This window comes from Bacillus sp. FSL R5-0593 (assembly GCF_038603755.1).
GTDB lineage: Bacteria > Bacillota > Bacilli > Bacillales > Bacillaceae > Bacillus > Bacillus velezensis.
The window spans coordinates 1939705-1960158 of sequence record NZ_CP152011.1 but is presented as its reverse complement, the minus strand read 5'-3'; the positions used below and the strand labels follow the sequence as shown (position 1 = coordinate 1960158).

21 protein-coding genes are annotated in these 20454 nt (G+C 36.3%); 16 read left to right on the top strand and 5 right to left on the bottom strand.

Features of this window, described 5'->3' with window-relative positions; genetic code table 11:
- Nucleotides 1–208: 208 nt before the first annotated feature.
- The 5 genes from NYE36_RS09540 to NYE36_RS09520 all read right to left on the bottom strand — a co-directional run bounded on the left by NYE36_RS09540 (nt 209) and on the right by NYE36_RS09520 (nt 4608).
- On the bottom strand, nt 209–1426 hold the full coding sequence (locus NYE36_RS09540; RefSeq protein ID WP_342496896.1) for a hypothetical protein: 1218 nt from the start codon (nt 1424–1426) through the stop codon (nt 209–211).
- 79 nt (nt 1427–1505) lie between these two features.
- Entirely contained in the window at nt 1506–1745 is a 240-nt protein-coding gene (locus NYE36_RS09535) for a hypothetical protein (RefSeq protein ID WP_327973102.1), read from the bottom strand.
- A 304-nt stretch (nt 1746–2049) separates the two neighbouring features.
- Nucleotides 2050–2229: a hypothetical protein gene (locus NYE36_RS09530; RefSeq protein ID WP_053574273.1), complete on the bottom strand. Its 180-nt coding sequence runs from the start codon at nt 2227–2229 to the stop codon at nt 2050–2052.
- A gap of 982 nt (nt 2230–3211) precedes the next feature.
- The gene (locus NYE36_RS09525) at nt 3212–4324 is read right to left on the bottom strand and encodes a tubulin-like doman-containing protein (protein ID WP_205164303.1); all 1113 of its coding nucleotides are present in this window, start codon (nt 4322–4324) and stop codon (nt 3212–3214) included.
- Nucleotides 4324–4608, bottom strand: a complete 285-nt coding sequence (locus tag NYE36_RS09520; protein ID WP_124692900.1) for a hypothetical protein — start codon at nt 4606–4608, stop codon at nt 4324–4326. The genes NYE36_RS09525 and NYE36_RS09520 overlap by 1 nt, the downstream gene beginning before the upstream one ends.
- Before the next feature lie 178 nt (nt 4609–4786).
- On the opposite strand from NYE36_RS09520, the gene NYE36_RS09515 reads away from it, so the two are divergent.
- The 16 genes from NYE36_RS09515 (at nt 4787) to NYE36_RS09440 (ending at nt 20452) form a co-directional block, all read left to right on the top strand.
- A complete protein-coding gene (locus NYE36_RS09515) occupies nt 4787–5023 on the top strand; it encodes a helix-turn-helix domain-containing protein (RefSeq protein WP_327973100.1) in 237 nt (78 codons plus the stop codon).
- Nucleotides 5024–5142: 119 nt separating this feature from the next.
- Entirely contained in the window at nt 5143–5322 is a 180-nt protein-coding gene (locus NYE36_RS09510; RefSeq protein ID WP_014417885.1) for a hypothetical protein, read from the top strand.
- A 40-nt stretch (nt 5323–5362) separates the two neighbouring features.
- Nucleotides 5363–7888 carry a hypothetical protein gene (locus NYE36_RS09505; RefSeq protein WP_327973098.1) on the top strand — a complete coding sequence of 842 codons (2526 nt, stop codon included), beginning with the start codon at nt 5363–5365 and terminating at the stop codon, nt 7886–7888.
- A 252-nt stretch (nt 7889–8140) separates the two neighbouring features.
- On the top strand, nt 8141–8416 hold the full coding sequence (locus NYE36_RS09500; protein WP_327973096.1) for an HU family DNA-binding protein: 276 nt from the start codon (nt 8141–8143) through the stop codon (nt 8414–8416).
- A 1636-nt stretch (nt 8417–10052) separates the two neighbouring features.
- Nucleotides 10053–10262 carry a YonK family protein gene (locus tag NYE36_RS09495; RefSeq protein ID WP_225045999.1) on the top strand — a complete coding sequence of 70 codons (210 nt, stop codon included), beginning with the start codon at nt 10053–10055 and terminating at the stop codon, nt 10260–10262.
- A gap of 11 nt (nt 10263–10273) precedes the next feature.
- Nucleotides 10274–11485, top strand: a complete 1212-nt coding sequence (locus NYE36_RS09490; RefSeq protein ID WP_327973092.1) for a metallophosphoesterase family protein — start codon at nt 10274–10276, stop codon at nt 11483–11485.
- Between the two features lie 102 nt (nt 11486–11587).
- Nucleotides 11588–11785 carry a hypothetical protein gene (locus NYE36_RS09485; RefSeq protein WP_160182811.1) on the top strand — a complete coding sequence of 66 codons (198 nt, stop codon included), beginning with the start codon at nt 11588–11590 and terminating at the stop codon, nt 11783–11785.
- Nucleotides 11786–11815: 30 nt separating this feature from the next.
- Nucleotides 11816–12346, top strand: a complete 531-nt coding sequence (locus NYE36_RS09480) for a hypothetical protein (RefSeq protein ID WP_342496895.1) — start codon at nt 11816–11818, stop codon at nt 12344–12346.
- Between the two features lie 103 nt (nt 12347–12449).
- Nucleotides 12450–13379: a hypothetical protein gene (locus tag NYE36_RS09475; protein ID WP_201741784.1), complete on the top strand. Its 930-nt coding sequence runs from the start codon at nt 12450–12452 to the stop codon at nt 13377–13379.
- A gap of 2 nt (nt 13380–13381) precedes the next feature.
- Nucleotides 13382–15157 carry a hypothetical protein gene (locus NYE36_RS09470; protein ID WP_201741785.1) on the top strand — a complete coding sequence of 592 codons (1776 nt, stop codon included), beginning with the start codon at nt 13382–13384 and terminating at the stop codon, nt 15155–15157.
- Between the two features lie 18 nt (nt 15158–15175).
- On the top strand, nt 15176–16717 hold the full coding sequence (locus tag NYE36_RS09465; RefSeq protein ID WP_342496894.1) for a hypothetical protein: 1542 nt from the start codon (nt 15176–15178) through the stop codon (nt 16715–16717).
- 17 nt (nt 16718–16734) lie between these two features.
- Nucleotides 16735–17889, top strand: a complete 1155-nt coding sequence (locus NYE36_RS09460) for a hypothetical protein (protein ID WP_038458738.1) — start codon at nt 16735–16737, stop codon at nt 17887–17889.
- A gap of 40 nt (nt 17890–17929) precedes the next feature.
- Nucleotides 17930–18394 (top strand): hypothetical protein, encoded by a 465-nt coding sequence (locus NYE36_RS09455; protein ID WP_014470107.1) that lies wholly within the window; start codon nt 17930–17932, stop codon nt 18392–18394.
- A gap of 24 nt (nt 18395–18418) precedes the next feature.
- Nucleotides 18419–19525, top strand: a complete 1107-nt coding sequence (locus NYE36_RS09450; RefSeq protein ID WP_014470106.1) for a hypothetical protein — start codon at nt 18419–18421, stop codon at nt 19523–19525.
- Between the two features lie 54 nt (nt 19526–19579).
- Complete coding sequence (locus tag NYE36_RS09445) at nt 19580–20053, top strand: hypothetical protein (RefSeq protein WP_020954176.1); 474 nt, start codon at nt 19580–19582, stop codon at nt 20051–20053.
- Nucleotides 20054–20065: 12 nt separating this feature from the next.
- Nucleotides 20066–20452 (top strand): hypothetical protein, encoded by a 387-nt coding sequence (locus NYE36_RS09440; protein ID WP_014470104.1) that lies wholly within the window; start codon nt 20066–20068, stop codon nt 20450–20452.
- Nucleotides 20453–20454: the final 2 nt, after the last annotated feature.

Genomic DNA, 20454 nt, shown 5'->3' with positions numbered 1-20454 from the left:
AATAATTATTTTATTTTTATTCTAAAAAAAGAAAAACATATTATCGAGGTTCAGCTTGCTGAAACGAGACGGCCGTAAAGGCACTTTCTTTACGGACGAATTTATTATTTTTTATTTAATTATTTTTCTGGTTCTCCTTAAGACTTAGGCTCTAAAACCCTTGATATGACTGGCTTATTTTTTAAGTTTAAGAGGTTTGTCCTCTTTATCAGGTATCTAGCCAGTTTGTGAGCAGCTTCCTCATTCTTAAAGAAGGTATGTACAAAGTTATTTCTTCTCCATCCCTAATAGCTGACCTCCATACCCATTGCACTAACTCAGACAATGCAAATGCGTCCTGGTCTATTGTAATACTGTACTTTTCTTTAAAATAATTATACAGAACAGTATTCGTATATCTGTTTATTGTATATGCTAAGTGTTTCTTATGCTTAAACTCGTTTGTAGCACGTGCATTACATGAGACAAACCCCTTTGTATACCCATTGCCCTTTATTCTGTTCTTATGGTCTGAATAAGTCGTCCACATAGCTTCATCACTTGACGACTTAACAATATTATTAAAGTAATTGAATACATTGTTCTTCACCTTTTTGATGGTGTATGGTGATTTATTTTTATACCAATTAGAAGACAGTGAAAACTCCAGTTGTCCTATTGTGTTTAGATTTCCTTCATATATTTTTATTTTGTTTCTTAACTCTTTCTTAAAGCTCCTTTCATAATCAGGACGGTGATCAATGAAGCCATACTGTCCATCCATGTAAGCTGAACTGTACTTTTGATACTTAATGTTGTTCAGATCGTAGTAATATTTTTGTATTTGAGCATCAAACATATATGTAAGTATGTAAACTTCCTTGAATAACTGGAATACGTCGGCAGGAAAGTTCCAAATCAATATATTGTCTTTGAAATACATTAGATTGTTATTTAACGCCATATCTCGAATATCATCGTATCGTGTTTCATAGTCTTTTTTTTCTTCATTCCATTTGACAAAACCGTTTTCAATATAAATCAGATTGGAATCAAACAGTGTGGTTAGATCATGTTTCTTTACCTGTAATTGTTCCACTACTTCCATGACTTCATCTAATATCAGTGTGTAATTGCCTGCAAGTATAAGTTCCTTTGTCTCGTCGTTTGCGTTTTTAAAAAGGTTGTGAGTTGCCACAATGTTTTTATTCTGTGATAAGAGTTCGTGAAAGGATTCAAACTTATATTGTGTTTTATCACCTTTCTTCTTTACTTTAGGTTCGAAAAATTGTTTGGACTTTATGCTTTTCTTTATGCGCTCAACTTCATTTAAATAAGGTGTGATGAATATAAAGGTTTCTTCTTTACTAGCAGAATTCATTTTGTTAATCGCTGCAGATGTTTTACCGCTCCCCATAACCGAATCAATTATTTTAATTTTATTCATAATAAATATAGACTTCCCCCTAAATATTAAAAATAAAGGAACGGATAAATGTTTTACCGCTCCTTCTCATGTATGAAATTCAATTGTTGATTCTTTCTTCAAGATCATGAATACGTCTTTCAAGCCCAGAGAATTTCTTATCATTGTATCGGTGGTCACTTTCAATATTCTTGTTAATAATCTTAAGCATGGATACAACCTCTTCAGGTTCATTTTCTTCGATTCGTTTAACCGTTTCTTTAATATCCTTAACGTCCTGCTTAATTGTGTTAACATCCCTGGAAAGTTGCTGTATCGCTTCAAGGATCTGATTTTCCATTCCGCTCACCTCTAATAAGCTTAGTATAGCATGATGTTACCTAGATTTGTTTACCTTCTTTTGGCGTATAACAAAGTAAGCGATCCATAGCAAAATGATGATGATACACGTTACTATGAAGATACCTGTAATAAGCGACTGTATTCCGCTGCTGAAGTAATCTTTGATGAAGAGGAACAATAAGAATAAAACAATAAATGTTATGTTCGTAAACCATAATGAGAATCGTTTCATGTTTACAATGTGCTTGTCCATGTTATAATATGGGTAGTAACTAAAGGGGAACTTAATCCCCTTTAGAGGTTTATCGGCGTATACGTTTGCGTTGTCTCTCTGGTCGGAGACGCTTGCGTGTACGCTTTTTCTTTTTGCTTTTCTTATTCTTCATCAGGTTTTGAATCTTCTCAGCTATCGTTAAACAGTTGATGATTAAAACCGTGATAGGAATAAGGAAAGCAATTGTTATACCCACCTTTTCAAGCACTATGTACACCTCCTTTCCTATAACTCTATTATAGCACATTTTTCCTACAAAGTCATTTTATTTTTACTCTTAAAATGGATTTTTTTAAATTATTTTGCGATTATTATTTATGGTGTTCACAGGCTGTATAAGGCGTGTGTGTGGATTGGATACCAAATGATACTATGATTAAAATAAAATCGATTCTAGGCACATTAAAATGCTTCTGATGATGCATGGTTATTGTGTTATGGGATGGATATATGATGTGCGGTGAAGGAAACGGATAGGATTAGGTAAGCTGAGGATAGATAATGGTGGATGTAATGAGATGAAGGAATATGATTAGAGTGAATATAAAATAGGTGTGTGGATTAGATGAAAATTGTATAGGATAGATAACACTTCGATTCATTCCCTTTCGTTATACACACGATTTATTTTAATGAATGGATATTCACTTTTAAATTGACCGCTTTATTATTTTTTCAAAAATAAATATTGTTTTTCATTTGGAATTGTGTTAGCTTTGCAAATTTATCAGACAAATCATAAAAACCCTACATAACGTATCTTATATAGGGAATTCAATACCAATATATAGGGGGTGTATTAACATCTAAAGGCCAAAAAACAGGAACAAATGTACCCCTAGCACTTCCATTTCCACACCAAGCTTATTTCTTCACTTTCACATTTTTCACCCTATTTCGCATCGTAATCGCTATCGTAAAAGCCTATAATATCAATGTTTTTCCACCCCTCATTCTCCCCTTTTTCATCAGACTTTTAACTCAACGACACCTTTCCCTCTCTCCTTCCTACGTTTTACGATCACAAAACACCTACTGTCCCCTTTGACAGCCCTAAAACATTGCTATTTCAACTAATTACCCCTTTCCGATCTTCATTTACGATAAGCACTTTTTTAGCTCACGATCACCAAGGGGGTCATTAAAAACCAAAATAAAAAAGCCACCTTAGTAGGCAGCCTCCTTTAAAATTAGCGCTTTAGTCTCTTCAGTGCCTCCATATACGAGGTCTTTTTCGATTCTCTGTTCTCCAGTTTCTTCGGTTTAAATAAATCCTCTCTACGTCGATTCTTAGCTTTATAAACAGTTGTTTCTTTAATCTCAGTGTTCCCATTTTCAATTAAATCATCTAACCGCTTCATCCGCTCATTGATCCAGTTTAATCCACTAAGGATCGTTATCGCCCTATTACCTTTATCATAATGTCCTTTAAATAAGTCTAGGGGCATCTTGTTATCAAAGACATTAAACAGCTCATTATACGAAATATGCTCTGTTAAGAATTCATGAACATCCAGAATAACTCCAGCTCTCATCACATTTGTAAACTCAACTGGAGTGAATATCGAATTGTTCCATGATTTCTGTATATCTTCATGCAGCTTATCAAAATACTTACCCTCATTTGTAAATTCAGTGAGGTCTGTTTGAGCAATAGTAATGATTCCTGGTGTATCAAAAAGCTGATTTAAATCCTTCCTGTCTAAAGTGCTGATTTTTGATCCTCTGTCTGTGTAATTGAGCAAAACTTCAATTAAATCAAGGAACCTCTTGTTTGTTTCCTTGTATAGTCTACTCTCAGAAATCTTTCCTTCGTATTTACTCAAAACCATTTGATTATCCAAAGGTAAAACACATGTCTCTGGCATAGATAAGTCATCAAGCAACTCCAGTGAATTCATCTGGTTAACCAATACTTCATTGTTGTCAGGAAGGATTGGTACAGCAACTATTGTTTTATGAGTAAGACATTCGTTTAACAATTCTAATAATATAGGAGCTACCCCTGAACCGGTTCCACCAGCTGCAGAGAAAACAACAAAAATAACTTGTACTGAAGGTTTTTCCATTGTATTCTTTATAAACTCAATTGAGGACTCCCAGTTATTTTTCATATGTTTCGCTGCTGCGCTTCTGTCTTTACCTACTCCTTCTGTCCCTACCAGATGAAGCTTATCTTGAATATTGACCAATGAATTAAGGTCTGAACGTGAATAATTTATTGCGACAGAATGAAATCCTCTCTTCATCGCTTCATCTGCTACACTTCCACCGGCCTGACCAACTCCAATAAATCCAAACATCAAACCCTCTCCCCTTCTAATTGATAACTCAAAGCTTCTTGACCATATTGAGTAATAAAAATTGTATGCTCTTTACTGTTTTTCACTATATTAATAAACTGCAAGGCTTCCAGACGATCAATGCTCTTTCTAAAAGTAGCATCAGTTAGTTGAGTTTTAGCTTGAATGGTTTTTTTCCTAATTGATTTAAACTTTAAATCAGCCCCTTCATCGCTTAATAAGCCTAGAATATACAAATCATTTCGAGTTAAGTTGTCAATGACTGAATCAAAATAAGTATCCATGTAACCCCTCCTTAATATCTGATGATTTTGAAATATCTTGGTTGATATACGATTATTATATTGTTTATTTGCATTTAAATGCAAATATTTTTGTATCTTAATGCAAATAATCACACTCTGCTTGTATGTAAACCAGTCATTTTATAAAATTTATTCAAACAGCAAAAGGATGATTTAAATGGAATATAGGGTTAAAAGTAGGTTGGATTCATTTCTAAGCAGCAAAGGTATCGAAAAAGGCTGGTTAGCAGAGCAAATAAAAGCTGAAAGAGCAAGTATATCTAGATGGTGTAAAAATGACAGCGAGGGATTTGCAACCGTCCTCCCTAGTACATACAATCTTTTATTGATGGCACATATTCTAAATTGTAAAGTTGACGATCTTTTTGAATTAATCGAAATTAAATCCAATTAACTTTGGATTTTTATGTTTACAAGAGTAAAAATAAAATATATAATAAAAACACAACCACATGAAGTGGTCTTTATTTTAATCATTTTAAGAATAAAAATAAAATAGCATGGAGGTGTAAGATGAAAAAGCAGTATTTATTTAGTCATTTAATGGGGTTTATTGAGGGAAAAGTAGTCGATGGGACAGCAACACCCGAAGAAGAATACCTTTATCAGGATTACAAATGGTACGGAAAGATTAATAAACAAAGCTTTACATATCGAAGTTTAGTAAATCAATATCTTAATAGCGAATATTAAGCACTTTTAGAGTAAAAATAAAATATAAGGAGGGGATTGGTTGAAAAGAAAAAAGGATGGATTGTCTAAGCAAGTTCACATATACAGTGTGGACACATCAGCATTTTATAATGACAAAGAAAATTCATTACATAATAGGATTTTGAAGTCTTATAGATACAGAGATTATCTTAAGACATTAGATAGTGTACATAATAGACATAAGAAATACATTTCGCAAAGAATTACATACCTTAAAGAATGCCTCTATTCCGCATTCGATGAACATAATGACATAAGAACACTTCGAACTGACAGTTTAAGAGACAACAAAGTGATTTCATTATTTGATTCAGTGTTAACTCGAACCCTCGGGATTAAAGAAAACACCCTTTCTGAAGAAATCATGGTTGTCCAGACTTATCATTTTGAGGTATTGAAAGACATTATTGACAAAGGATTTTTACATAACAATGAGAAATACGTTTATTTCACAAGCAGTGCGGGTCAAATTCGCACAAAGAAGTCATGTTTCATAAAAAAAAGCACTTACGATAAGTATCAGGATGCTTTGACCTGTGGCTTGAGCATTGAAAAGATTAATTCCCTTGGTGGGAGCAGCATTAACAAATGGAATAGCTATATGGCCTTATCTAACAGTGCCAGTAGCCCTTGGGAGATTGATATTGATAAAGCGATTGTTGTTAACGACTTAGAAACTGATGTGTCGAGTCTCGTTGACTACATTGATCGAGACACCTACGAGATCACACGAAAAACAATGAACATTCCCATTGAACATACAGATGGCTGCGGAATGATACTCCCCATTCTAAGTCGTAAAAGCTTCATGGTCAGACTCCCATGGGTAAAGGGTTTATTAGTCCCTTTTGATTTTCGTAAATTTGCTGAGGAAAACAAAGCTTTTAAAGTAACTGATATATACGGCAAGGAATGGGACATGGTGAAAGATGATGTTCAAATTATCTTCACTAAAAGTCAGTTTAAAATGTGGAAGTATTATTCATCGTGGGAAGAATATCAAGGCAATTATAAAAAATATGGATGCTTAGGGGCAAAACTCAACGCAGAAGATCCTTCTGTTGAAGGAAAGCTTACTTATCAAATGCTCCAGACACTTACAGATATCTCCGATGAAGAATTAATTCAAATGAGCTCAAAGACTGTAAAAGAGATAACCACATTGGGAACTGATAAAGAGACCATGTTAAGAGTTCTTGGAGCTACGGAGAAAAAGAAACATCGGACAGCTCTTCAGGACGCTTTACTTCTATATCCAGAACTTCTTAACGATGATCACACGAAAGAAATTATTAAAAATAAAAAGAAAAGCATGATTAAAGATGCCAAATCAGGAAAATTGCTTGTGGATGGTGCTCGTTATACATATTTATGTCCTGATCTGTATGCTTTCTGCGAAAAATTATTTCTGAATATCCAGAATCCAAAAGGACTACTTTCAGGAAATGATGTCCATTGTTCTTTATATGATGAAGGGTATATTGACATCCTCCGCTCCCCTCACCTATTCAGAGAGCATGGTGTTAGGTGGAACAAAAAAGATGAGGAATATGAAAAGTGGTTTATTACCCCAGGTGTTTACACAAGCATTCATGATCCGATATCTAAGTTGCTGCAGTTTGACAATGACGGGGATAAGGCCTTAATTATTTCTGATGAGTTAATCGTCAATATTGCCAAGCGTAATATGGAGAACATCGTTCCTTTGTATTATGAAATGTCAGTAGCACAGAAACAAGAGATTAATAGCAGGAACATATATGAAGCACTAACTCTTGCTTATGGGATCAATATCGGGGAATACAGCAACAACATCACTAAGATATGGAACAGCGACAATATAAATCTGGATGTGATCAAATGGTTATGCATGGAAAATAACTTTACTATTGATTTTGCAAAAACCTTATTCATGCCTACCCGTCCCGATCATGTTGATGAAAAAATTAAAGATTACATAAAAAATAAAGTCCCTCACTTCTTTATCAATGCAAAGGATAAAGAAGAACATAGCGTTGAGTTAATTAATGAAAGCACAGTAAATAAGTTAGACTGCATTATCCCTTCTGACCGAATTAATTTCGCAGCTGTTGCAGGAAAGTTCGATTATCGCTTCCTACTCAAGAACAAGGAGATTAAGTTGGACGAGGCGATTATTAGTGAGTACAAACGATTAGACCAAAACAAGAAATGGCTCATGAATGATGAAGACATTAAGCCGGGACAAAAACTTTATGTCTATAAGGTCATTAAAGACAGATTACTGAAGATACATGAAGACGAGCAATATGTCGCTGATGTTTTGGTTAAGTATCTATATAAAAAGAAAAGCAAATTTAAATCAACATTATGGGAGTGCTTTGGGGAGACTTTATTAGAGAATCTAAGACATAACTTAAAGACTTATAGAGGGTGCTGTAGTTGCGGAAAGATGTTTAAATCGACTTCACACAAGGCGAAATATTGTCCAACCTGTGCAAAGAAAATAGCACAAAAGCAAAAAAACAAGTGGAAAAGGGATAAGTGGAGGAAGGAAGAAAAATAGAAAGTGCTCTGAGCCTTACTCCCCCAAGGGATACAGCGATTTTACCGAAAAAAGTTTAACGAAAAAACCGCCTTGAACCCTTGATATGACTGGTCTTAAAGCCCCTTTTGAGATAATCGCCATAAGGGAGAAAGAAAGCTAATTTCCACATATAAGGGTGAGTACGTCTCCCATTTTTCAAAAGAAACACAAACGTTACCGTAATTATATCTTAACACAAAAATAAACAAAATCACTAGGAGGAATTAAAACATGAACAAAACTGAATTTGTAGGAGCAGTTGCAGAAAAATTAGGAGTTTCTAAGAAAGAAGCAACACCTAAAGTAGAAGCAGTATTTAATGTGGTCGTTGAAACACTAACAAAAGGTGAATCAATCAAGATTCCTGGAGTGGGAACATTTGAAGTTCGTGAACGCGCAGCTCGCAAAGGGAGAAATCCACAATCGGGTGAGGAAATTGATATTCCGGCTACAAAGTCACCTGCCTTCAAGGCTGCTAAAGCTCTAAAAGACGCAGTGAAAGCTTAATAAAAATTAATGAGGACGACAGGAAAGGATTCCTGCACGCTTTGTCACATAGAGCTTATGCTCCTAAAAGTGGCAGAGTTAGATGTTATGGAGGAAATTGTCGCCCTCCCCCTCTTTTCGCATGTGTTCATCTCCAGTTTAATTAATTAGAGTTCTTTTATTGATGGCATTGGGGTGTCGTCAATAATAAGCTGTTTACTGATATGTGGGATATCAGTTCTCCGCTAATATTCATTTGTTTGAGGACTTGGAATGCCAGGGTTTCGGATAAGTGGATATTAGCGGGGTATTGCCCCATCGTGGATGAAGCCTTTTGTTTATTCTCACTTTCATACGAACAAAATCATTAAATTCGACTTTACAACTACAACTGGTCATTTATGAGGGTTCGAGGTTAACTCGGATGTCTTTATCTTAAAGAGACAGGTAAATGGCTATTATCAGGCTAAACATGTCGGTAAGACCTTTGCTACACAAGCTGAAAAATGCTGTTTATGTAGGGTGAATCCCATCACAGTCTTATTATGGGTGACATGTAGCCTGAAAATTAATTGCGGTGTATAGCTTCGGCTTATACTTAGGTAAGGCAGACGCGTCTCCCTTCCCTTTAAATAATGCCCTTGTAAGCTTTGATGCTTATTATGCGGTAATCAAAACTTTTCCGGTTAGCGAGTCTTCTATACTCGTAAAATAAGTGAAATGGTTTTTGGGCGCTTGATCACCGCTCCCATTTTGCAGGAAAGGATTATTTTCGGTCTTGCCTTTTCAATTTCACTTAGCAACACGTTCACTTTATTTCACTTTATCTCCTTCAATGTTCTGATTGGAGCCTTACCTTTCCCATGCACATACCTCCTTACACGGGTCAGAGAAAACTGTGCAAAATAAACGGCGAGCGTTTGGGACGCTTTGTTTCTCAATAAGGCGTGTAACCTGACAAGAGAGACTGAAAATGCCATTGAGAAGGCTTATAATGGGTCTTTCCTTCTCAAATTTTTTTCCTTGGCTCTCAGACTCTAAGGGCTGAGCAGTTGGCAAGCAACATAAAAACTTGATATATAAGATGTAAAGGTAATAGGAACTTTTTACACATTCCAGAAAGCGTGTATTATTTGTTGTCATAGCTCATCTGCCATGTGTAGAAGGAGCCAGCTGGATTTCGCACAGCGATAACCAGCCTTTTATGCTCATGTACCATGATGTACAAGGAGTTCCTGAAGGCGTCATAATGGCGTCTTTTGTTTTTTCGCCTTACTTATAGTTTGTCGACTACAAAGGTTTCAATCGCTGAACCCGTAATCAGCGTATTCCCTGTCGATCCGAAGGCTTGCGTTCCCTACGTGAGCTACTGACGTAGGTGAAACGGGGTTAGAATGTAATCAGAACAAGGCCATCTAAATCGTTAGAAGGTCTTTTTGTGCTTGCGTTTTACTTTACCGATCAGCCGGAATGTGCTTCCGAGCCTTCCGGTACGCAAGTTATCAATAAACTCCTTCGGGCGTTTCCCCAACGCCTATCCGACTTATCTTTTCATCTCCTTTATATCCCCTTTTCGGTCGTTACCGATGCTTCGGATCATCGGGCTTCCGAAGGAGCTTATTGTACGTAAATAAAACACATATTGGAGGAATTAAATTTGGCTAAAGGTAAGAAAGAATATTCTTTTAAAAAATGCACTGTAAATGTTGATGAAGATCAAATTATTGAGCATAAAGGTGATGGCATACAAATTCACTCACTATCTAAGTATCTAAGAGAGATGGAAAGCAAAACGGAACCAATTGATTTCACATTAAAAAGTGATAGCGATGTTGCTCCTCAAGAAACTGAAGGACTTCTTGAGTAGGTGGTGACTGAATGACAGCTATTTTAGATACTGTATTACAGCGAGAAAAAGACGAATCGTTCACTGATTATCATATTAGACTTTTCAAAAACAAAGATACTTATCACATTGACACAAAAACAATTGCTACCCTTTTAAATAAGGATCAAGGAACCAACTATGATGAAAGCAAATGGCGTAAAGACTTTAAACAATTTGAGCGCTGGCACGATTATTTTATCTCAAAGAACGTTGATAAAGAAATCCTTGATAAATATGAAACTATTCGTATTGAATCTGAGAAAGAAAAAATCAGAAAACAAGACCAAAACAGAGAGTTCAAAAAGAAGATTTCAAATCAAGCACGATTTGAAAAAATTAGAGATGATGTTGTTCAAGCTATTGCATCTCTAGAGTCAAAAAGACCCCTTCGCTTCACCTTCCCATCCCCCGCTATTGCTGAAAAACATGGACTTGCTCTATTCAGTGATTGGCACTTCGGAATGGAAATCGACAACCGCATTAATAAATTCAATAAAGAAATTTTTAATGAGCGTGTAGAGCATCTCACCAACAAAGTAATTGAGTATGGTAAGCAGAATCATATTTCCACACTACATGTAGCAAACCTCGGTGATTTAATCGGAGGTCTTATTCATGTGTCTACAAGAGTTCAAGCTAATGAAGATGCTGTAGAACAAATTAAATATGTATCAGAAACGCTTGCTGAGGTTTTAGCGATGTTGGCAAGTGAGTTTCAAGAGGTTAAGTTCTACAACGTGGCAGGAAATCACGGTCGTCTCTCCCCTTCTAAGAATGATGTGGGGATCAAAGAAAACTTTGAATACCTCATTAATTGGTATCTTGAAGCCAGATTGAAGAATATAAAGAACATCTCAATTGAACCTGAGCAAGACGGATTCATCCCCGCTAAAATCAACAATCAGGAAGTCGTGTTTGTGCACGGCCACTACGATCGTGTTGATCAGTGTGTAACACGATTGCCCCAATTACTTGGTTACATCCCTTCTTACATATTCGGCGGTCATATTCATCACAATTATGAAAAAGAGTATGGCAGCACAACAGTTGTAGTAAATGGAGCGCTTGTCGGTGCGGATGATTATGCTGTGCAAGGTCGGTTTGGCACAAAACCTTCTCAAAAATTTATGGTTTTTGATGATGCAGGTATTGAGGCTACATACATAATTCGCTTTAAGAATGATACACACAACAGAGCCTAATCGAAGTATTAGGACATTATTTTTTCAACTAAGGGAGTCTCGATGCAGGCTCCTCTTATTTTGTTAAAACTTTAATTTTATCCAAACCAAAGGGAGATTTTTATGAGTATAATTATGCCTTCAGTTGCACGTTCGGAAAAAATCAAATACAGAGAAATTGACTTTGACAAAGTTAAAACAGTTGAGGATGTAAAGCTTTTGCTCAGTAAATTCAACTTTAATATTCGTGAAAAAGATTGGGACAAATTTAGTCACTTAACTAAAGATGAAGTTAAAGAGACTGTTTTGACAAACTATTAAAAATAAATAATGCGATGAGGATTGATGAGAATGAAGAAAATAGGGTTTGATTACCTTAATAGACATTTAGCAACATTGATAAGACTTAGAGAAGCTGGCCACAAGTGTGATCAGGAAATCAGTCAGGTTTTACGCTGCTTGCATAAAAATCTATTTGAAAGAGAATTATTTTTTCCATCAGATAGAAAATGGACAATGATAGAGAACGTTGATAAAGATTTACAAAGTAGATTTCACAAAAAAGCCCCAAAACTTGTTTTCGTAGACACTGCTGACCGCGGTAAAGGAAAAATAACTTTCCTTATGACTTTATCACAGCAAAACAATATTCCTGTAATTGTAGGTACGAATACTGAAGAAAATATTTATAAACAACTTGGAGAAGAAAAAGGTATAGGTTGCGTTGTTATTCCGGCCAATCGTATATTAGGCAGACGCTTAGCGAATGGTGTATATATTGATAGCACTGTTACCAAAGAGCAACTAAAAACGATTAAAGAGCTGGACGTTGAAATTAAGGGGGGATTTTATCATGACGATGTCCTCTCTTCTTTAGTTTAAGCGCCTTTTTAGAACGCCCAGTGATGATTGAGGTAATCCCCTTCCTCTTTATTGCTGGGCGTTTTATAAAATGTGTTTTGGACAATAACATGGAGGTGAATGAATGCCTAGAAAAGCCAAAGAAAAGGAAAAATTGATCTGTGCTGCTTGTCAAAAAGAAAAGGACAAAGAGTCAGGGTTCTACAATTCACGAAGTAGCCTGTATGAGAAGACAGGAAAAGTCCCTATTTGCAAGACTTGCTTGAAGAAAAACATTGATTATAACAATATTGAATCAATATATACAGTCTTACAACAGATTGATGTTAAATTTGATCCGTTGTATTGGGATCAAGCTGAAAAGAGAAAAACTGATACATTTAGCGCTTATATGACTATGGCTAATTCATTAAAGCAATTTAACGGGACTGGTTGGAAAGACAGTATATTTGTAAAAGAAGAAATTAAAAACGTTACAACAAATGAAGAAGAGAAACAAACCACGCAAAATATTGATTCAGATTATCTAGAGAAACTTAAAGAAAATTACGGATATGGTTACCCCGATGACGACTATCTCCTTTTCGAAAAGAAATTCCTTCAACTCAAACCCTCTTTTCAGTTACTTACCACAATGCATGAAGAGTGCTTGCGAGAATACTGTGTAAATAAAGTATACGAGACACTTGCAAAAGCAAAAGGAGATTTCAAACAGGCTAAAGACTGGGCTGCAATGGCAAAAGATACAGCTGAAGCAGGTAAATTAAAACCTTCTCAAATGAGTAAAGCTGATTTATCGCAAGGTCTAGATGGATTTGGTCAATTGGCCAGAATGGTTGAAGAGAAAGTTGACATTATCCCTATCTTACCGAAGTTTGTTTCTCAACCAAAAGATAAACCAGATGTTGTTCTATGGTGTTATTTGAATTATGTTCGGGACTTAAAAGGTCTTCCTGCGGCTGATTATAAAGATATCTACAACTTTTATGAAGAACGGAGAGCTGATTATGAGAAACAAGAATTAGATAATGATCCTTCCATGAGGGAGTTATAAATATGGCTTCGAGAAAGAACTTTCAAAGAGATAATTTTAAATACACCAAACAAAGTTCAAGATTAGACAGCGACCCTGAATTCAACTCCCCTGTTCAAGCAAATCAAAATAAGGTTGATACTTTTGAGCGAAATTTAGACAAATGGATTGAATTTGTTCAATGGGCAAGGTGGTTTCCTGATTTATGGTACGACTTAATTAAGCCAGAAAAAGGCGGCATGAGGCTAGACTTAGATCAAAGGGTTTTCCTAAGATGTATGAGTCGTTTTGTAAGTACGTATGGAGTTTTCCCTCGTGGGTTTGGTAAAACGATGCTTGAGTTAATGTCAATTTACCATACTGCTATTTGGTTTCCTGATATCACAATAGCCATGTCAGCACAAACCAGAGAAAACGCTGCTTCAATTAGTGAAGAGAAACACAATGAAATTATGAAGTGGTTTCCTTTAATGAAAAATGAATTAGCTGGGAGACCTTCTTTTACTAAAGACTCTGTTGAGGTTAAGTTTTCTTCAGGAGGAGTTTATTCTGTACTGGCAAATGCACAGTCTACAAAAGGCCAGCGTAGAAGAAGGCTAAATGTTGAAGAATCAGCTCTTTTAAATAACGAGCTATTTAAAGATGTGCTTGAACCAGTAGTAAACGTACCCAGAAGAACAATTGGTAAGCTTGCTACAGTAAACCCTTTTGAATTGAACGGAATGATTAATTACCTAACAACGTCAGGCTATCGAGGATCGGATGAATTCAACAGGATTTTAAACATGCTTGATGAAATGGCTGATTTAAAAGGGAAAATTGTTCTAGGAGCAAGCTGGGAGTTACCTTGTCACTTTGGCAGAGGTGAAACACGGACTCAAATACTTGCAAAGAAAAACGATCCTACAACCTCATCAACTGCTTTTGCAATGAACTATGAGTCTAAATGGGTTGGTGCGAGTGATGGAGCACTTATCAACATTAGCAAATTGATCAAAGCAAGGACAATTACAAACCCAGAACTGACCTGCCCTAGAGATAAGAATAAGAATTTCTTATTAAATGAATATGTGATTGGGGTCGATGTTGCCCGCTCAAGTGAAAAGTCAAACAACAAAACAGCCATCATTGTTCTGAAGATTATTCGCAACTCCAATAATGCAATTAGACAAGTCCAGGTTGTAAATATAATCGAGCCACCAAATGGATTGAATTTTAAAGAGCAATCGATCATGGTTAAAAGGGTTTTCAAAAACTATGGAGGTAATGAAGATCTATCTATATCAAGAGTTAGAGCTGTGATTGTGGATGGAAACGGAGTCGGAAGTGGACTAGTGGATAGACTTCTAGAAGATGTTACAGATCCAGAAACGAATGAAGAATTAGGATGCTGGGCAACAATCAATACTGATCAGAAGCCAGATGTTCCAAACTCCCCTGCTATTGTTTACAACCTCAAATCTCAAGGGATTAATGACAAGATTATTACCACTTTCTTAGATTATGTTGAATCTGGAAAGTTGAAATTATTGAGACCATATGAAGAAATAAAAAGCAAAAAAGTCATCAGCGACGATATAATGGTTGAGGCCACATGTATTCAAACACAATTATTAATTGATGAAGTAGCCAACTTAAGGCTAAAGAAAACACAGAACTCAATTAGCGTTGAACAAGTAGTTAAACGTATTGATAAAGATAGGTACAGTGCATTGAGTTACGCTCTTTACTACATAGCTTTATTTTTAGAAAAGGAAGAATCCGATGATGAGTATTCATTTGGATTCTTTTTTAATTAGAAATTGAGGAGGTGAATAATGACTACACCTGAACCACAGCCATCATATGAGTTTAATACAAATTTAACACCGCTTGATTCATTGTTCTTTAATGATTTATTTAACGGCATTTCTTACGACAAAGTTAAATCATGGCTGAAAGACCACAACGCCTATAATAAACAGATTAGAGATGCCTCTAAATTGCTTTATAACGCAAATGGCGTGTATAGAAACGTTATTGACTACATGGTTGCCCTTCCTACTTTAGACAGAGTTATTTTGGGATCAAGTAAAGTGGTTAGTTTCAAATCGAACAAACAAAGATTCAACCTGGCTTTAAGAAAAATCGGCGACAAAAGTGCTGTCAGGGATGCATTAGGAAAACTCAGCAAATATGGCACTGGTTTTTATTATTTTGATTCTGTGGTAAATGATTCCTTCCCCACTACTCTAAGTGACAATGAGATCGGATCAATAACTGAATCAAATGCTATTGACGACTTTAATTGTTCTGTCCTCCCCCTTCCCCTCGATTATTGCAAAATTATAGGCAGGAAAAACTCCTCTTATCAGTTAGCTTTTGATGTCTCCTATTTTGACAAGTTCACAAGTAACGGAAGATCGCTCAAGCTTAGACGATGGCCAGAAGAAATTAGACAAGGCTATAGGGCTTATAAGAAAGATCAAAATCGAAAATGGCTAGTTCTTGATAACAATAAGACCATTGCTGTTAAAGGAAGCAGCGACATTGAAGATCAATGGGGACGGCCAATCGGTTTATCTGCATTTATTGATATGGTTTATGATGAATACTTTGTTGACACTAAACGGAACATTTTAGATGAGCTCAACAGCACTTTAATTTATCAGACTTTCCCTGAAGGTGATCAAAAAGGTAAATCTGCATTATCTCAGAAGCAACAGGAACAGCAGCATGAGAATATAAAAAAAGCATTAGTTGCTAAAGGAAGCGTTAAAGGTGTTAAGTTCTTCTCCTTGGCTTCGGGAACAAAATTAGACAAGTTAGAAACCAATGTGGATTTCTTGAAGGTTAAAGGTGAAGACGAGCTCATTAAGCGAATTACTACAAATTTAGGATTTGCCGGTTCTGCTCTCAACGGGCAAGATGGTAACTACTCTTCTCAACAAACCAATATCGAGATGGTTTCTTCCCAAATATTCTCCTGGTTAGAACAAATTCAAAGTGAGTTTAACAAGGTAATAAACGCCAATATCATCAAAGATCCTCGCTCTTATATTGAGGTTTATTACCTCCCTCTTACTCACGTTAACAGGAAAGAAAAAGTCCAAAACATGAAAGATCTTTATACAAGTGGTCGAGGTAGCCTTATTGCTTGGATAGCCGCGACTGGATGGAATCCTGATGCTTACTTATCCCTAATGGAATATGAAAAAGACGAAGGTTTTGATGAAAAGTTCCCTGTTCATGCGACCTCTTTCACAATGAGTAAGAATAACGATAAGTCAGCCGGCGCACCTGAGATGGATAATCCGAAAAATGAAAACACGATTAAATCGAAGACAAATAACAGTAACGGAACGCCTTCTGGCTCTTGAGAGGAGGTGATAAGTATTTGAAAAGCACGATTTTAGAAATTAACAATCAGAAGAAAACCAGTGGTCAGACATACATCAAGTGGGTCGTTCTTGAAATTCACGAAAACAATACTCAATTTAACAAGAATGGCATTACCTGGCTGGAGAAATACATAAACGCTAACCTTGAATCAATCAAGTTAATGCCAATTTGCGCAGAGTTCTTGGATGATGAAAACAGTGAGCCATTCGGACACGGGTTAACAGAAGTCAAGGACGGTACCCCGCTCTTTGAAAACAGCGCTGTGGTTGGTACGACCACCAATGCTTACATTGATACTATAGATGTTAATGGTGAGCCAAAAAGAGTGTTAATAGCTGAAGGCTTCCTATACAACCAGCGCTACCCTAAATTTGTTCAATGGTTAAAATCAAAAATGTTTGATGGTGATTTCCCTGAAACCTCGGTTGAGATAGCAGCTGTGGAAGGTTCAGATGCAATTGAATATGAAGGTGGCTGGAAAGAACAAGGACGTATACCTATGAAATTTGACTTTACAGGTGATGCAATTTTAGGTATTGACCCTGCAGATGACGCTGCCATTTTACTTGAATTAAACAGTAACAAAAAGGAGGATAATTTAATGTCAAAATCTCAAGAAGAAGTAGTCCTTGAGTTAAACAACAAACTTGATAATAAGAATAAAGAAATTGGAGAGTTAAATCAAAAAGTTGAGAAACTTACTGAGGACTTAAAGCAAAAAACTGAAGAACTGAATGCTGCTGTTAAAGCTGCAAAGGATGAAAAAGCTAAGGCTGAAGCAAAAGAAAAAGAAGCGCAAAAAGCCAAGGATGAAAAAGCCAAGGCAGATGAAGAGCTTAATTCCCTAAAGGAATTCAAAAACAAGGCGGTAGCCGAAAAGATGCAAGGAGAGCTTAACCAAGCTTTAAAGGAATATTCTCCTGAAGAAAAGGATGTCGCAAAAGAGAAAATTGAAATGTTCTCTAAGTCCCCTTCTATCGAGCTTAAAAACGAAATTATTTCTGAAATCAACTCAGCAATCGCTCGATCCTTCATCGCTGAACGCTCAAAGAAACAAGCCTCTGAGACTAATAGCAAAAATTTCGATATTTATTCAGACGTTCGTGATTCTGGGCAACAAGGTTCAGTGACAATTGATGATCTTTATTAAGATAAAATAACACTTTTATAAAATTTAGGAGGAATACTCAATGTTCAAATTCGGAACAATTGGTGCTTATAAACAAGTACGAAATAATCCACGTTGCAAGGCTAGTGTCGATTTAGTCCCTGGTCTAGTCGTAATTCCTAACGATTCATCTGGTAATGCATTCCCTCCAGGCGCATCTTCAACTGCAAAAGGTGATGTGTATGTGGTTGGAAACATTATTGATAAACCTGAAATCCGTGATAAAGCCGACTTCAAAGTTTTAAAAGGTGAATATGTCCTTGCTTTTAATTTAGCAGACTTAAAAGGACTGCCCATTGAACTCAGCTCAGACGTGGTAGTTGATTATGATGCGCTTGTTAAAGATGACGTATTGGTTCCTGCTGCGGACAAAACAGGTAAATGGGTTAAAGCTGGAGATGACGTTGCAGAGTTTAAAGTATCTCTAAAAGTCTTAGAGAAAAATACATTTGGCGGAAAAGGTTTGTACCTAACAGTACAGGCTTAATTAATATTCTGGAGGTAATTATTAATGTTTACAGTTGAATTAAACAATGTTCAAAAAGACTCAAACCATTATGCAAATGCTAAATTGAATGCTAAATCCCCTCTTGTGGAAATCTTTTCTGCAGCTGCAACGGGTCAAGATCTTTCCAAATTTGGTGCAAAAGCCGATGCCGCTATGACCCATGTGAAGGAACTAGCCTCCAAAGCTCTAATGGGCAACCCTGTAGCTAAAGCTGAGATCAACACAATTGTGCGTTATGCTATTGAGCCTAAACTTATTTCAGCAATTAAGCTATTTGATTTTATGGGCACGTTTAGAAATATTGGCTATGATCAGCAACCAATGATGACAACATACGCACATGAATCCATCCGAAGCCAATTCCAAGCATCCCGTGGTGACGTACCATTTGCTACTACAACTTGGAGCGAATACCCAATTGGAACACAAACCATTTCTTCTGGTTATGCTGTTAACTATCGGGAGATTCAAAGTGGAAACCTCGATAAAGTAGCTGAAGGCATGGAGCAAGTTCAAACAGATATGATGAACAAAGCAATGTACTATGTAGTAAATGAAATGTTCAATGCAATTAAAAATGCAACAGGCGTTAAATACTTTGCTGAAACTGAAAACATCACCAAATCATCTGTAGACGATATAATCACAAAGATTCGCCGATTTGGACAACCTTCTATTGTTGGTGACTTTTCTGTTGTTTCTCAGTTAAATGACTTTGCAGGATTCCAGGCTGTAGCCGGAGATGCTTCAAGCACTAAGCTCCCTCAATCTGTAATGGATGAAATCCGAAGAACCGGATTGCTTAACACTTATAAAGGTTCTTCTGTTGTAGAATTGCCTAACTCTTATAATCTTACTGAATTAAACAAAGCCGGCGATAACTTCAAAACATATCTTCCTGAAGGTCTTCTCTTCTTCATTCCTCAAGGCAAAAAGTCTCCTCTTCAAGTATTCCAAAAAGGCGGACTTACTTCAATGAATGGTAACGACATCATCACTGGAACTGAGATCACTCGTTTTGATATGGAAATTGGAGCTGGTGTAGCCAAAGGGCAAGAGCATCAAATTGGTCTCATCAGAGACACCAAATATGAATTGCCACAAATTTAAACAATTTAAAATCTAGGAGGGCTGTGTCCCTCCTTTTATTTTTGGAGGGATTACATGTCTTTTAATTTAGATAAAAAGATCACAATTAAAAATTTATGTCCATGGGACTTATATTTCCGAAAGATTGACACTCACGGTGACTTCAGATTGCCGGCCAATGGAATCAGACAGATTACAGCTGGAGAAGTGCAATCCCAAGTTTATGACAATACCTCACTGTTTACTGGAACTGACGGTCAAGGTACCCATGCCAAAATCTATATCGATGACAAAGAAACCCGGGTACACTTAGGTTTCGAGACTGATGATAAAGACGACAAGCAAGAAGTTGTTACTGTAGAACGGATTAAGCAAATCTTGGGGTATAAAACACAAAAAGCCTTCGAAGAAAACGTTCAAAAGGAAATCTTACTTGAGTCTGAAAAAGCTCAACTGTTTGATGTAGCTAAAAAAGAAAAGATTAATGATTACGCCAAGATTAAGTTCATTGAAGAGTACACTGGATTTAAATTTGATACTCAATCATAAGGGGGTTAAATCTTGACTCCTTATGAGAAAGTAATTAACGTTTTCCACTCAATGTTTCAATCAAATGAAGTTCTCCCCGATGGACTTGAGCAGCAATTTTTCACTAACGCCGTGGGTGAATATGAAACTGAACTAACGGAACTTGGCTTTGATGAAGAGTCCAATACATTTAAAGATCCCCTCACATCTCCTCAAATTCAGATTTTAGGAATGCTCATGTATAAAGGTTATCTTGGAAGATACCGGGACAGAGCCCTAAAATTAAATAATGTTGTGGGGCGAGATATTCAATTGACGGGGTTAGCAAATACAAAAGCTCAAGTTAACAGGGCGTACGAAGACCTAATCGATGATATCGAAAAAAAATTGAGCAAATTAAAAATGAATAACTTTGATTGAGG

Coding starts and splice junctions, on each gene's coding strand:
- NYE36_RS09475 (WP_201741784.1), top strand. CDS start 12,450: ATGCCTAGAAAAGCCAAAGAAAAGGAAAAATTGATCTGTGCTGCTTGT.
- NYE36_RS09525 (WP_205164303.1), bottom strand. CDS start 4,324: ATGTTTGGATTTATTGGAGTTGGTCAGGCCGGTGGAAGTGTAGCAGAT.
- NYE36_RS09520 (WP_124692900.1), bottom strand. CDS start 4,608: ATGGATACTTATTTTGATTCAGTCATTGACAACTTAACTCGAAATGAT.
- NYE36_RS09500 (WP_327973096.1), top strand. CDS start 8,141: ATGAACAAAACTGAATTTGTAGGAGCAGTTGCAGAAAAATTAGGAGTT.
- NYE36_RS09470 (WP_201741785.1), top strand. CDS start 13,382: ATGGCTTCGAGAAAGAACTTTCAAAGAGATAATTTTAAATACACCAAA.
- NYE36_RS09445 (WP_020954176.1), top strand. CDS start 19,580: ATGTCTTTTAATTTAGATAAAAAGATCACAATTAAAAATTTATGTCCA.
- NYE36_RS09450 (WP_014470106.1), top strand. CDS start 18,419: ATGTTTACAGTTGAATTAAACAATGTTCAAAAAGACTCAAACCATTAT.
- NYE36_RS09485 (WP_160182811.1), top strand. CDS start 11,588: ATGAGTATAATTATGCCTTCAGTTGCACGTTCGGAAAAAATCAAATAC.
- NYE36_RS09510 (WP_014417885.1), top strand. CDS start 5,143: ATGAAAAAGCAGTATTTATTTAGTCATTTAATGGGGTTTATTGAGGGA.
- NYE36_RS09480 (WP_342496895.1), top strand. CDS start 11,816: ATGAAGAAAATAGGGTTTGATTACCTTAATAGACATTTAGCAACATTG.
- NYE36_RS09455 (WP_014470107.1), top strand. CDS start 17,930: ATGTTCAAATTCGGAACAATTGGTGCTTATAAACAAGTACGAAATAAT.
- NYE36_RS09535 (WP_327973102.1), bottom strand. CDS start 1,745: ATGGAAAATCAGATCCTTGAAGCGATACAGCAACTTTCCAGGGATGTT.
- NYE36_RS09490 (WP_327973092.1), top strand. CDS start 10,274: ATGACAGCTATTTTAGATACTGTATTACAGCGAGAAAAAGACGAATCG.
- NYE36_RS09540 (WP_342496896.1), bottom strand. CDS start 1,426: ATGAATAAAATTAAAATAATTGATTCGGTTATGGGGAGCGGTAAAACA.
- NYE36_RS09465 (WP_342496894.1), top strand. CDS start 15,176: ATGACTACACCTGAACCACAGCCATCATATGAGTTTAATACAAATTTA.
- NYE36_RS09515 (WP_327973100.1), top strand. CDS start 4,787: ATGGAATATAGGGTTAAAAGTAGGTTGGATTCATTTCTAAGCAGCAAA.